Origin of the sequence: Salinibacterium sp. SWN248 (genome assembly GCF_015864575.1) — a bacterium.
In the GTDB taxonomy this organism is placed as follows: Bacteria; Actinomycetota; Actinomycetes; order Actinomycetales; family Microbacteriaceae; genus Rhodoglobus.
In genome coordinates this window covers 1,774,425-1,787,205 of record NZ_JADYWW010000001.1, presented here as the reverse complement: position 1 = coordinate 1,787,205, position 12,781 = coordinate 1,774,425, and the positions used below count along the sequence as shown (strand labels likewise).

Here is a 12,781-nt window from a genome sequence, read left to right as displayed (position 1 = left end):
CGCGTCTCGCCCGGCGAAACGCACAACGCGACACCTGTGAGGCCTCGCTGCTAGTGACTAGTGCATGCCCTTACGCAGGTAATCAATGCGGGTCTGCAATTGCGTCACCGTCGCCTGAGCAACCGCAGGACCGCCACAGACGCGACGGAGTTCCGCGTGGATCAATCCGTGCGGTTCGTTAGAAAGCTTCGCTCTGCGGCCCACGAGGTTGTTCAATAGGGTTCGCTGCTCTTTGAGCGTGCGGTACAGGGGCGGCGGCTGTTCTTCCTTGGGGCGACTCTCGGCGCGTTTCGACTGGCGCTTCTGGCGCTGCAGCAAAAGTTCGCGCACTTGCTCCGGCTCCAAAATGCCGGGAAGCCCAATGAAGTCGAGCTCTTCGTCGCTGCCCGGTTCGGCGGCAAAACCAAACTCGGCGCCGTCGAAGAGCACCCGGTCAAAGTTTGCTTCGGACTCAATGGCCTCCCAGGTGAACTCGTCGGCGAGTTCATCGCTCGTCTTCTCTTCACGGTTCTCTGCATCGAGAAGGCTGTCATCGAGCAGGTCATCGGGCGACTCTTTGCGATCGAGAGCGTGGTCGCGCTCTTTCTCGAGCTTGCCGGCGAGATTCATCAGGTTCGGAACGCTCGGTAAAAAGATGGATGCTGTCTCACCGCGGCGACGGGTGCGCACAAAACGACCAACAGCTTGAGCGAAATACAACGGGGTAGATGCCGAGGTCGCATACACGCCGACGGCAAGTCGCGGAACGTCGACACCTTCAGACACCATGCGCACGGCCACCATCCAGCGACTATCGCTTTCGGCAAACTTCTCGATGCGCGACGATGACTCTTTCTCGTCGGAGAGCACGATCGTGGCGGACTCCCCCGTGATGTCCTTGATGAGTGTGGCGTAGGCGCGAGCGGTGAGCTGGTCGGTCGCAATGACGAGCCCTCCGGCATCGGGGACCGAATGCCGCACTTCGCTGAGGCGACGATCTGCTGCCCGCAGCACCGCCGGCATCCACTCGCCCTTGGGGTCAAGAGCTGTGCGCCACGCCTGCGCGGTGACGTCTTTGGTATCGCCTTCGCCGAGGCGGGCTTCCATCTCGTCGCCCATGCGGGTACGCCAGCGCATTTTGCCGGCGTAGGCCATGAAGATGACCGGACGAACAACACCGTCTTCGAGCGCGCGACCGTAACCGTAGTTGTAATCAGTGACCGAGGTGCGGATGCCCTCATGATTGGGCGCATAGGTCACGAAGGGAATCGGGGCGGTGTCGCTGCGGAACGGGGTGCCGGTGAGCGAGAGCCGCCGGGTGGCACGGCCAAACGATTCACGGATGGCATCGCCCCAGCTGAGGGCGTCTCCGCCGTGATGCACTTCATCGAGAATCACGAGGGTGCGGGCCGAGTCTGTGATTTCCTGATGCAGCGACGCCTTCATGGCGACTTGGGCATAGGTGACGGCGACACCGTGAAAACGGCGACCACCCCACGCGTCTCCATTGGAGAACGAGGGATTGAGGCGGATTCCGACGCGGTTGGCGGCGTCGGCCCATTGGCGTTTGAGGTGATCGGTCGGCGCCACGACGGTCACACGATCGATTTCCCGTCTGGCGAAGAGTTCAACGGCCAGGCGGAGTGCGAATGTGGTCTTTCCTGCACCCGGAGTTGCGGCGGCAAGAAAGTCGCGGGGCTCTTTCTCAAAATAGAGATCGAGGGCTTCTGCCTGCCACGCTCGCAATTTGGATGCGGTGCCTCGGGCGGCGCGCTCGGGGTACGACGGTGAGAGGTGTTCCGCCGCGAAGGTGCCCACGGTGGGGCCAGGCAATGGAGTGCTCACTTGATAAGACTTTACCGTTCTCTACTGACAACCGAGTTCGTGTTCGGAGTGTTTCGGGCCTCGGGGCGTGAAAAGCGCGAGCGATTAGTCGCGTTGACCTAGGCGCGGCCGTTCTGAACGTTGCGAGCCCAGAAGACGCGCTGGTCCAATGGCACCAGTTCCGAAGCGAGCAGATGCCGCTTCCATGGCCTCTTCGGCGTCGCGCCACCCGTCGGTGGTGTCCCACAGGCTGAGCTGGCCTCCACCGGGCTCAACGAGTTGTTCGCCGCGGACGCCGACGAGACGCACGGGGCGACCCTCGCGAGCGAAGTCGGCATACACGTCTCTCACGGTCTCGTAAATGGTGCGGCCGAGATCGGTGGGGTCGGGCAATTTCTTCGACCGGGTGATTGTGCTGAAGTCTTCGAACCGAAGCTTCAACACCACGGTGCTCGCCTCCATTCCAGCGCCTCGCAACCGCGCGGCAACCTTCCCGGAGAGCCGGAGCAATTCTCGGCGGATCTCATCGGCATCTAACACGTTGTACTCAAAGGTCGTCTCGTGCCCGATGCTCTTCTCTGCGGCACGCTCAACAACGCTGCGGGGATCGTTGCCCCAGGCGAGGTTGTGGAGCTTCACTGCGCCAGCTTCACCGACCGCGCGCGTCAGAGTTTCTCGGTCTGCATGGGCGATGTCTGCGATTGTGCTGAAACCACGCTGCTGCAGCGACTCGGCAGTCTTGCCGCCGACGCCCCACAGGGCGGTGATGGGCAGCGGATGCAAGAATTCGATCGTCTGGTCGGCAGGAATAACCAGCAGTCCATCGGGCTTAGACAACCCCGACGCGACCTTCGCCACGTACTTCGATGCGGCGGCCCCTACCGAACAGACGAGGCCGGTCTCTGCAAATACCCGCCGGCGCAGCAGTGTGGCTACCTCGATGGGTGAGCCGTAGATGGCACGTGCGCCCGCGACATCCAGGAATGCTTCGTCGATGCCCAGACGTTCCACCTTGGGCGTGAGCTGGTCGCAGATATCGAAGACGACGGAAGAGAAATGTTGATAGCGCTCGAAATGTGGCTCTAGGACGATTGCATTCGGGCACCGGCGCAGGGCAAGGGCCATGGGCATCGCAGAATTGACGCCGTACTTGCGAGCTTCGTAGGTCGCAGCAGTGACCACTGAGCGAACTGAGTTGTGCCCCACAATGACGGGCTTGCCGATGAGCTCGGGGTGATCGAGCAGCTCGACGGAGGCGAAAAACGCGTCCATGTCGACGTGCAGGATGGTGGCAGTGCTGTCGTCAACTCCCGGCGCGGTTACATGGCGCGTGCGACCGTCTTGCTTACCCATAGCGCCATTGTCGCAGGTGCCTCTGACGGTGAGGACAAGGCTCGGACACCTTCGCTGGAGAATCGCGGCAACCACAGAAAAGGGGCGGTGCACCGAAGTGCACCGCCCCTTTTACCCAAGAGTGTTTAGCGACGTGAGCCGCGCGTGATCAGTCCATAGAGGAAGAGCACGAGCACTGAGCCGCCGATGGCTACGAGCCACGTTTCGATGGAGAAGAACTCTTCGAGGCCAATGCCAAAGATGGCGCCTCCCACGAATCCTCCGACGAGTGCTCCAACGACACCCAGAAGGAGTGTTGCGAGCCAACCGCCGCCCTGGCGTCCGGGCAAGATTGCCTTAGCGATAGCTCCGGCGATGAGTCCCAGTACGATCCAGCCGATGATTCCCATTGTGTGTTCTCCAAACGGTTGTTAAGTGGTCTTCGGTATGAAAACCAACAGAGAAGAGATAACCACGTGCCCTATCCGGGGGTCAAAGCAATACAGGCTGTTCACAGGAACCACCCGGGTAGCGCACAGGCAGATTTTGAGACAGGCTAGACGTATGCAAGAACAACACCCGTGGAGCAGATATGTTGCCATCGGAGATTCCTTTACGGAGGGCATCGGCGACCCCGAAGCCAACTCCCCCGGCGGTAACCGTGGGTGGGCTGACCGCGTTGCGGAAGTGCTCGGCGCCCACAAACCAGACTTCGCGTATGCCAACTTGGCGATTCGCGGTCGGCTACTCAATCAGGTTGCCGCTGAACAGCTCGAGCCGGCGATGGAGCTCAAGCCTGACCTCATCACCGTCTCTGCTGGCGGCAATGACATCATCCGCCCAGGCTCGGATGCCGATGAGGTCGCTCAGCGCGTAGATACTCTCGTTGAGCAGCTTCGCCGGGATGGCGCTACAGTCGTGCTTTTTACCGGCCCTGATATCGGGATGACTCCCGTCCTCAATCGCATGCGCGGCAAAGTTGCCATCTACAACGAAAACATTCGCGCTGTAGCCCAACGCCACGACGCCGTCGTCGCGGACATGTGGGCGCTGCGCGAACTCGCGGACCCGCGTATGTGGTCGCCGGATCGCCTCCATTTCTCCCCCGTTGGCCATCACACGGTCGCTCGCATGGTGCTCGACTCCCTCAATGTTGCCAACGAACTTGAGCCTTTCCGGCCAGAGCCGCTTCCTCCGCGTCTCTGGCGCGAAGCGCGCGTCGAAGACATCGGCTGGGCTCGTGAACACCTCGTGCCGTGGGTATTGCGTCGGATCCGTCACCAATCGTCGGGCGACAACGTCACAGCGAAACGACCGGGTTTCTAAACGTAAGAGCCCCTCACGGGCCCTAGGAGGCCCGTGAGGGCAGCAACGCGCGCCACAGTACCCACGGTGGTCAGCGCACCGCTAGTGAGCGGATGGAGACGAAAAGAGGGCCCCTGCCAATGCGGCAGGGGCCCTCTTTTCTTATGTTTCTTAGCGGGCTACCCGGTGTAACCGGTGCGACCGGCTGCGGGGCAGTCGAAGGGATCACCGTCGGCGCTCAGGCCGACTTCGTTGAGGTGGCGAATCACTATGCCGTACGACGTGACGAGCCCGACCTCGGTGTACTTGATGTCCTTGGTCTTGCAGTACTCCTTAACCATTTCAGCGGCGAGAGGCAAATGCGGACGCGGCATCGTGGGGAAAAGGTGGTGCTCGATCTGGAAGTTGAGTCCACCCATGAAGTGGTTCATGAACACACCACTACGGATGTTGCGGCTCGTCAGAACTTGACGACGCAGGAAGTCAACCTTCGACCCCTTGGGCAAGATCGGCATTCCCTTGTGGTTGGGAGCGAACGATGCGCCCATGTAAAGCCCGAAGATTCCCATTTGAACGCCCAAGAAGGCAAATGCCATGCCGAGCGGAAGGAAGCTGAACACGACGGCAAGGTAACCGATGTTGCGCACGAGCAAGAGGCTGATCTCGAGCCAGCGCTTGTCGACCTTCTTCTTGAAGTTGAAGACCTCTTGGAAAGCGTGTGAATGAAGGTTGAAGCCCTCAAGCAAGAGCGCTGGGAAGAACAGGTAGCCCTGGCGCTTAGCCATGAACTTAGTCATACCCTTGAGGCCGACAGTCTTTTCCTTCTGGAAAATAATGAAGTCAGTCTCGATATCAGGGTCTTTATCGACCGTGTTGGGGTTCGCGTGGTGACGCGAGTGCTTGTTCATCCACCAGGCGTAGCTAATACCCACGACGAGGTCGGACATAAGCCGCCCCAGAGTGTCATTGAGCTTGCTGGACTGAAAAACTTGGCGATGCGCCAGTTCGTGTGTCAAAAATGCGTATTGCGTAAAAATGATGCCCATCGCCGCGGCGATCAACAAGATGTACCACGTGCCGGCAAGCATCGCGAAACCAACCCAAGCGGCTGCCATAGCGACGGTAATCACGGCAAAAGTGATGATGTAGAAGCGTCTGTTGCGACGCAACAGACCTGCTTCGCGAACGGTGCGCAACAATGATGCGAATTCGCTCATCGGGCTACCGACTCCGCGGGGCCCAGTCTTGATGATTCGTGTGGGATCGGCTGAGAGAGAACTACTCACGTGACCTCAGATGTTTTGAATGACTTCCCAGCCATTTGTCAATCGAGCAAGTGCTCCAGATGCACTCCACCTTATCGCGACCTCCTGTGAGTGCCGTGTTTATTCCATAACTAAAACAAGCTTTGTGGGTTTGTGAGTCTCCACCAGACCCCCGGATCATCGATTTCGTTGCTAAACACCAGTGGGATCTCGAAGGTTTCCGTGCCGACCTGCACGTGAAGCGTGCCCGCGTTTTCCCCGGCCTCAGCAAGGCGAACAGGGGCAGCTTCCACTGTTACGGAGATCTCATCGTCGCCCCACACCACCGCAGTGACGGTCGACGCAGCGATTGCAGCAGACTCATCGCCCCACGGCGTGTCATAGTCCGCGAACTCTTCCCCATCTGTCGCAACTTCAACTTCGGAGAACCCGGCAGTGGCATCCGCAATGAGCTCGCGAATCGCCGCATTGATCGTGGGGTGGTTTGGCCCGCCGACGACCGCGCCAACCAGAGTGATGACTTCATCACCAACGGTCACGTCTGCGGAGAACAGAAGGCAGGACCACCCCGCGTCGAGAGTTCCCGTCTTAATCCCGTCGACGCCGTCGATGCCGAGGAGTTGGTTGCTGTTGTGAACTGCACCTATACCCGGAATGTCTGCGGATGAGGTCGAGACGATCTGCGCGATGACCGGATTCTCGATCGCCAAGCGCGCGATTTCAGTGAGGTCGCCCGCCGTGCTTCGATTCGTCTCCTGAATTCCGGATGCTTCTGTAAGCGTCGTGTTCTCGAGGCCATTGTCAGCCAGCCAGGTTGTCGCCGCGGCGACGAACGCTTCCTCAGAGCCGAATGCCCAGTGCGCGAGTGATTGAGCATAGTTATTGGCTGAGGGGAGCAAAACAACAGTCATGACGTCGCGTTGAGACAGCTGCTGGCCGTCATAGACCGGTGAAACAGACCCGTATAGCGCGAGCTGTTCGTAGTAGTACTCGAGGTCGGTTGGCCCGAACGTAATGGTCGGGCCCGCTTCATCCACCTCAAGTGGTTTAGCGTCGAGCACTACAAGAGAGGTAATAATTTTCGTGATGGATGCGATAGGAACCGCATCAGTGCTGCCCGCTTGCGCGAGCACGCCGGGGCGGTCGAGGGCACCGATCGCCGAGGCGCCATAGCTGGGAAGGGTGAGTTCGGGCTCCGTTGGCACCGGTGCATCAAGGGGGAGAACGTGGGCCGAAACCTCGTCGAGCGGCGCGAGAAGCGTCAGCGGCAGATAGAACGCTGTCACCAGAACGGCGCCAACAACAGAAAATACGACAATACGACGACGACGGAAAATTTGGCGTTGAGTCAGCGGCACCGGATAACGCTAACAGGTGAAGCTATGGCGGTGGTTAGCGTGCTCGAAGCATGTACATACCCACTGCGCTGGCGGCGGCGACATTGAGCGAATCGACGCCGTGCATCATGGGAATCTTGACGACGGTATCGGCCGCTTCGATCGTGCTCAGAGAAAGACCGTCGCCCTCTGTCCCCAAGATCAGCGCAACCTTCTCTGGGGCGTCAGCGGCGAAAGTGTCAAGGTCGACCGAGTCATCGTTGAGGGCGAGCGCTGCGAGATGAAAGCCCGCGGCCTTGAGATCGGCCGCGTCAGCAGGCCAGTTCTGGAGGCGAGTCCATGGCACTTGAAGAACCGTTCCCATGCTGACCCGCACGCTCCGCCGGTAAAGCGGATCGGCGCACCGTGGCGTAATGAGCACCGCGTCTGCCCCAAGCGCAGCGGCAGAGCGGAAAATTGCGCCGACGTTGGTGTGATCAACGATGTCCTCCAGAATGACGATGCGGCGCGCATCCGCCACCAGATCGGCAACGCTGGGAAGGGCAGGACGGTGAATGGATGCCAGGGCGCCGCGGTGCAGGTTGAAGCCCGTGAGCTGTTCAAGCAGCTGCGACTCCCCCACGTACACCGGAACCGGAGAATCTCCGAGCAACTCGGCCACGTCGTCGAGCCACTGTTCGAGAACGAGTACCGCGCGTGGCACATGACCGGCCCGAAGTGCACGCGCAATCACTTTGGACGACTCGGCAATGTAGAGACCGCCAGCCGGTTCTGTGCGGCGACGCAGAGCAACATCCGTGAGGTTGGCGAAGTCGCTAAGGCGGGGATCGGTGAGATCGGTGACCCGGATGACGTTCACGGTGTGTTCCCAACTGTGCGGTTTCGCCATCAGGTGAATCTGAAATGGCAGTGGATGAGCCCGAAGTGCTTACGCTTGGAGAGTGAACACACTCCCGATCAGCAACGAAATCGATCGTGCTGCAGAGCTGCTTCAGGGCAAGGTCATTAGCGTACTCACCGGCGCTGGTATTAGCACCGATTCGGGCATACCCGATTATCGCGGTGAAGGCGCCGCAGTGCGCAATCCGATGACTTTTCAACAGTTTCAGAGCTCGCCTGATTTTCGCAAACGCTATTGGGCTGGTAGCCACCTTGGCTGGAAACGTTTTGCTTCTTCGACGCCGAATGAGGGCCACGATGCCCTTGCCGAGTTTGAACGCCGAGGGATCAGCAACGGCATCGTGACTCAGAACGTCGATGGTTTGCACTTACGCGCTGGCTCCAACCGTGTTGTTGATGTGCATGGCAGCATCGATCGTGCTCGGTGCTTGCGATGCGGACAGTATTTTGCCCGCACTCCCCTAGCGGCCCGCATCTCTGAACTGAACCCGTGGCTCGAAGAAGATGACTCCCACACGCTTAATCCAGACGGCGATGCTGACGTGCACAACGTTGACGACTTCGTGATCCCCGAGTGCACCGTCTGCGGCGGGGTTCTGAAGCCGGATGTCGTGTTCTTTGGCGAGTTCGTTCCCACGCGAAAATTCCAGCTGGGTGCCTCGCTCGTGGACCAGTCGGATGCCATGATCGTCGCGGGGTCATCTCTCGTCGTCAATTCCGGCATCCGCCTTGTTGAGCGAGCTATGCGCAAGAAGATCCCCCTTGTCATCATCAATCGTGGAGCGACCAAAGCCGATAAGCGCGCCGACGTTAAGATCGATGGTGGCGCTTCCGCAGTTCTTGGCGAACTTGTGGAGCGCTTAGCTGCCTAGCAGCGCAGATCGCCCGAGTATTCTGCGCTGGTCATTGTGTTGTGAACGGAGCGTTGTGTTCATTTATCTCGTGCGCCATGGAGAGACCGACTGGAATCTCGAGCGTCGCATTCAGGGCAGTACCGACATTCCTCTCAACGACACGGGTCGCGAGCAGGCACGCACAACTGGGCAACTTCTTGCTCGCCGTCAGTGGGACGGTATCTTCGCGAGTCCGCTCTCACGGGCGATGGAAACCGCAGAGATTATTGCGGGCATCGTCGGGCTTCCTGCTCCCCAACCCGTAGCCGCGATTGTCGAACGCAACTATGGAGTTGCCGAAGGCTGCACCGATAGTGAAATCGATGCCCGTTATCCGACCGACGTTGAAGTTCCTGGCCGAGAGCCACGCGAGGATGTAGCGAAGCGTGTTGTTCCCGCTCTCGTTCGCTTGGCCGAGCACCATCACGGCGAGTCAATCATCGTGGTAGCTCACGGCGGAGTCATCGCGACGGTGCTCGCCACGGTCGCTCCGGGGCACCCCCACGGACGAATCGCCAACGGCTCAGTGCATAGCTTCCGCCACGACGAAGGCACACTGACACTCATCGATTTCGATGACCCCATCGAAGAGGAATCAGAACGCCAGGGCGGCGACGACTTCGCAGCACAGAACGCCCTAGCTCGACGCGAAGGTGACGGGTAGCTTCTCTCTAACCGTTCTTTTTCGCCTCGCGGGCAGCTACGGCATCCTGAAGGACTTCGTAAAGCGTTGCGGCACCCTTTTGCCAGGTGAACTCTGCAGAACGTTGCCGAGCGGCGGTTGAACGCGCTTGCCAGGTAGCGGGATCCTCAAGGGCTTTGACTTCCCGTGCTAGTTCTGAAGGTTTGTCTGGGTTGAAGAATCCGCCGGCGGGGCCTGAAACTTCGCGGAAGATCGCCGTATCGCTGACGACCACCGGCGTACCAAGAACCATCGCCTCAACCTGTGGAAGGCCAAAGCCTTCATCGCGAGATGCTGTCACAAGAGCGGTCGCCCGCGAGAGTGTCTCCGAGTAGACCTCGTCGCTTGCTCCGTTGTGGAAGATGAGGCTCGACTCCGGCGCGAGTGCCGTCAACTCTGCCTTCGTCGTCTCGTCTACGCGGCTCATCAGGTGCAGGGTGTAGCCGGGCAGATCGTGGAGTGCACGAGCAATCAGCCCCACGTTCTTGTACGGCATATAGGAGCCCATGTAGACGAGTTCGCGAGTCGTCGGTGCCACCCGGGGAACGTATTCGGCTGGACTATCGGTGCCAAGAGTCACGACGGCAATGGGGTTGCGCGTGAGGTTATGCTCCAGCATCTGGTCACGTGTCGTCTGGGAATCGGAGACATGGGCATCTGCTCTGTTCAAAAGTGCCCGTTGAAAAGCCCAGGTCAGATGATACGCACGCCACATCACACGCACTGCCCACGGCAGGTTGTGAGGCGGAGTGGGGTGCTTGTAGTAGATGAGGTCGTGCACTGTCGTGACGAGAGTGTAGTTGCGACCGAACGGGCCCATCGTCTGCATGGGGGTGAACACGACATCCGGCTTCAGCTTATTGACCTGCAGGGCAACGAGCGGTTCTAGGATGCCCGTGGGTGATGACGCCAGTTCCCAGGGCAAGTCAGGCAGCAGCTCAAGTTGGCGCTTGTCGGAAACCAACATCGTCACGGGGTGCAGCTTGCTCAATTCCTCGACGAGGCGCGCCCCATAGCGGCTGATGCCGTCGTGGCGGCCGATGCGCGTGTAGCGGCAATCAAAAATGATTTTCATGAGGTTGGCTCCGCAACTGTTCCCGCATTCAGGAACCTAACGATCAGTTCGGCGGCTTCGCGCGGCCGTTCGTAGTGGATGAGGTGGCCAACGTTGTCGAAAATTTCGAGCTGTGAGTCAGCGAAGAGCGTGTGCAGTCGCTCCTGAGCAGGAACGGGACTGATGGGGTCATTGCGAGCCCCGATCAAGAGCGTGGGAACGGTGATCTCCGAGGCAAACATGCTGACATCCGATCCGATGGATGCCTCGAATGCTTCAAGCAGGCTGTCGCGATTGGCATAACTGCTGAAGTGCGCGTGGTGCTGGCGATGGACCCAGCGTCGAAGTTCTGGGTCGTGAGTCTTCACCATGGCAAGACTCATCACGCGCACGACGATCCAGTTGCTGAGCATCGGCGCGCCGATCGCGTGCGGCAGAGCACGCGCAAGTTGATAAAACCAGAGCGTTATCTTGCTGAGCACGCCGTTGGGCCCCGAGAGTGCCGGCGCTGCGATGGGATTGACGAGAATGAGCCGTGGCGTGACAAGGCCACGGGCAAGTGCGGCAGAGACCACAATCGATCCGAAGGAATGCCCGAGAATAATGGCGCTCCCGTTGAGGTCGAGTCCTTCGACGAAGCTCTGAAGCCAGAGCGCATACCCCTCGATGTCGTGTGCCCGACCGCTGAGCGGCTCGGACGCACCGAAACCCGGAATGTCGGGACTGATGATGCGGATGCCGCGAATGTGAGCACAGACTGCCTCGAGGCCGTGGTGGTCGCCCCGAAAACCATGCACCAGAACCAGAACGGTGTCGGCATCTTTCGGGCCGTACTCCCAGTAGTGCGTTGATGAGCCGAGCACTTCAACAACGGAGTGCCTCGCCGGGGTGGCGTCGAGCAGTGCTCCGTACGGCGATGCTGGTCTCATTCGAACAATCTTATGCAGTGTGCCGGTGGTTGCTGACATCCTGGCTTCGAATGCGTTGCCCGGCGAGTTCGACACCGGGAACTCCGCGAGCCGAGTTCCCGGTGTCAGTGTCTCGCCTTACGCTGAGTTCATGAGCAACTCCGGCACCCTAGCCACCTTCGATCTTGAAACCACTGGCGTCGACGTGGAGACCAGTCGCATCGTCTCCGCCTGTATCGCCCTCGTCGATGAGGTGGGCGTGGTGACGTCTCGGTGGGATTGGCTCGCCGACCCGGGCATTGAGATTCCGGATGGCGCTGCCGCGATTCACGGAATTACTACTGAACGAGCACGAGCTGAGGGTCGAGACGCGGCCACTGTCGTCGCTGAGATTGTGAACACGTTGAAAGACACGTGCGCACAGGGCATTCCCTTGGTCGTCTATAACGCGCCATACGACCTCTCGCTGCTTGATCGCGAATGTCGCCGGCATTCAATCGAGGGCCTTGCGGAGCCGTATATCGTCATCGATCCCTTGGTTATCGACAAAGGCGTTGATCGTTACCGCCGGGGCAAGCGCACTCTCGAAGCGACCTCGGCGCTGTACGGTGTCACTTTGGACGATGCCCACGACGCAGGCGCCGATGCGATCGCTGCCGCCCGCGTTGCTCAGGCCTTGCTCCTGAAGTACACGGAGCAGCTCAGCATTCCATTTGGCGAATTGCACGCGCTGCAACAGCGCTGGTACGCCGAGCAGTCGGCAAGCTTTCAGGAGTTCATCCGCAGGTCCAAGGGCGACGAGAGCTTCGTGGCGAACCTGGAGTGGCCAATACGCTCGTTCCCGCAGTAGCGCTCCCCCAGCCTTATTCAGCAATGCGCAACATTCCGTGGAACGTTGCGCATTTTCTGTGGTTGCAGTTGCAGCTGCAGTTGCTGCCGCACGGTGACGGTGCACGAATGAGGTCGTGCCGTTAACGACTGAAGGCGACCGGATAACCGATCGCCTTCAGGAAAAAACTGGGTGTTACTAGTTGCCGAAGCCCTTGTAACGGTTCTTGAACTTCTCAACGCGTCCTGCGGAGTCCATGATGCGCTGCTTACCCGTGTAGAACGGGTGCGACTCGGAGGAGATTTCGACGTCGATGACCGGGTAGGTGTTTCCGTCTTCCCACTCGATCGTCTTCTCGCTCGTCACAGTTGAACGAGTGAGGAACGTGGAGCCAGACGCGAGGTCGCGAAAGACGATGGGCATGTATGTGGGGTGGGTCTCGGACTTCATTGGATTTCCCTGGGTTCTTGAAT

Annotated in this window: 13 protein-coding genes; 4 read left to right on the top strand and 9 right to left on the bottom strand. The window is 59.7% G+C overall.

What is annotated here, in order from left to right; translation table 11 throughout:
• Positions 1–57: 57 nt before the first annotated feature.
• The 3 genes from I6E73_RS08520 to I6E73_RS08510 form a co-directional block, all read right to left on the bottom strand.
• Positions 58–1,824 (bottom strand): DEAD/DEAH box helicase, encoded by a 1,767-nt coding sequence (locus I6E73_RS08520; protein WP_197124564.1) that lies wholly within the window; start codon positions 1,822–1,824, stop codon positions 58–60.
• A gap of 84 nt (positions 1,825–1,908) precedes the next feature.
• Entirely contained in the window at positions 1,909–3,156 is a 1,248-nt protein-coding gene (dinB, locus tag I6E73_RS08515) for a DNA polymerase IV (protein WP_197109948.1), read from the bottom strand.
• A 125-nt stretch (positions 3,157–3,281) separates the two neighbouring features.
• A complete protein-coding gene (locus I6E73_RS08510) occupies positions 3,282–3,545 on the bottom strand; it encodes a GlsB/YeaQ/YmgE family stress response membrane protein (protein WP_197105618.1) in 264 nt (87 codons plus the stop codon).
• Positions 3,546–3,699: 154 nt separating this feature from the next.
• On the opposite strand from I6E73_RS08510, the gene I6E73_RS08505 reads away from it, so the two are divergent.
• The gene (locus I6E73_RS08505; protein ID WP_197124562.1) at positions 3,700–4,461 is read left to right on the top strand and encodes an SGNH/GDSL hydrolase family protein; all 762 of its coding nucleotides are present in this window, start codon (positions 3,700–3,702) and stop codon (positions 4,459–4,461) included.
• Between the two features lie 158 nt (positions 4,462–4,619).
• Here the strand turns inward: I6E73_RS08505 and I6E73_RS08500 are convergent, their stop codons facing one another.
• The 3 genes from I6E73_RS08500 to I6E73_RS08490 all read right to left on the bottom strand — a co-directional run bounded on the left by I6E73_RS08500 (position 4,620) and on the right by I6E73_RS08490 (position 7,931).
• Positions 4,620–5,726 (bottom strand): acyl-CoA desaturase, encoded by a 1,107-nt coding sequence (locus tag I6E73_RS08500; protein WP_197105620.1) that lies wholly within the window; start codon positions 5,724–5,726, stop codon positions 4,620–4,622.
• A gap of 110 nt (positions 5,727–5,836) precedes the next feature.
• Positions 5,837–7,063 carry a D-alanyl-D-alanine carboxypeptidase gene (locus I6E73_RS08495; RefSeq protein ID WP_307784259.1) on the bottom strand — a complete coding sequence of 409 codons (1,227 nt, stop codon included), beginning with the start codon at positions 7,061–7,063 and terminating at the stop codon, positions 5,837–5,839.
• A gap of 34 nt (positions 7,064–7,097) precedes the next feature.
• On the bottom strand, positions 7,098–7,931 hold the full coding sequence (locus tag I6E73_RS08490) for an RNA methyltransferase (RefSeq protein WP_231600599.1): 834 nt from the start codon (positions 7,929–7,931) through the stop codon (positions 7,098–7,100).
• Positions 7,932–7,983: 52 nt separating this feature from the next.
• Here I6E73_RS08490 and I6E73_RS08485 point away from each other — a divergent pair, with 52 nt between their 5' ends.
• Complete coding sequence (locus I6E73_RS08485; protein ID WP_197124560.1) at positions 7,984–8,814, top strand: Sir2 family NAD-dependent protein deacetylase; 831 nt, start codon at positions 7,984–7,986, stop codon at positions 8,812–8,814.
• Positions 8,815–8,869: 55 nt separating this feature from the next.
• A complete protein-coding gene (locus I6E73_RS08480; RefSeq protein ID WP_197105623.1) occupies positions 8,870–9,499 on the top strand; it encodes a histidine phosphatase family protein in 630 nt (209 codons plus the stop codon).
• Between the two features lie 7 nt (positions 9,500–9,506).
• Here the strand turns inward: I6E73_RS08480 and I6E73_RS08475 are convergent, their stop codons facing one another.
• Together I6E73_RS08475 and I6E73_RS08470 are read right to left on the bottom strand one after the other, a co-directional pair.
• Positions 9,507–10,592, bottom strand: coding sequence for a glycosyltransferase family 1 protein (locus I6E73_RS08475; protein ID WP_197124559.1), 1,086 nt, complete (start codon positions 10,590–10,592; stop codon positions 9,507–9,509).
• The gene (locus I6E73_RS08470; RefSeq protein ID WP_197124557.1) at positions 10,589–11,500 is read right to left on the bottom strand and encodes an alpha/beta fold hydrolase; all 912 of its coding nucleotides are present in this window, start codon (positions 11,498–11,500) and stop codon (positions 10,589–10,591) included. Before I6E73_RS08470 ends, I6E73_RS08475 begins: the two co-directional genes overlap by 4 nt.
• Positions 11,501–11,630: 130 nt before the next feature.
• On the opposite strand from I6E73_RS08470, the gene I6E73_RS08465 reads away from it, so the two are divergent.
• Complete coding sequence (locus I6E73_RS08465; RefSeq protein WP_197125216.1) at positions 11,631–12,329, top strand: exonuclease domain-containing protein; 699 nt, start codon at positions 11,631–11,633, stop codon at positions 12,327–12,329.
• Between the two features lie 177 nt (positions 12,330–12,506).
• Here the strand turns inward: I6E73_RS08465 and I6E73_RS08460 are convergent, their stop codons facing one another.
• Positions 12,507–12,758 carry a type B 50S ribosomal protein L31 gene (locus tag I6E73_RS08460; RefSeq protein WP_197105627.1) on the bottom strand — a complete coding sequence of 84 codons (252 nt, stop codon included), beginning with the start codon at positions 12,756–12,758 and terminating at the stop codon, positions 12,507–12,509.
• Positions 12,759–12,781: the final 23 nt, after the last annotated feature.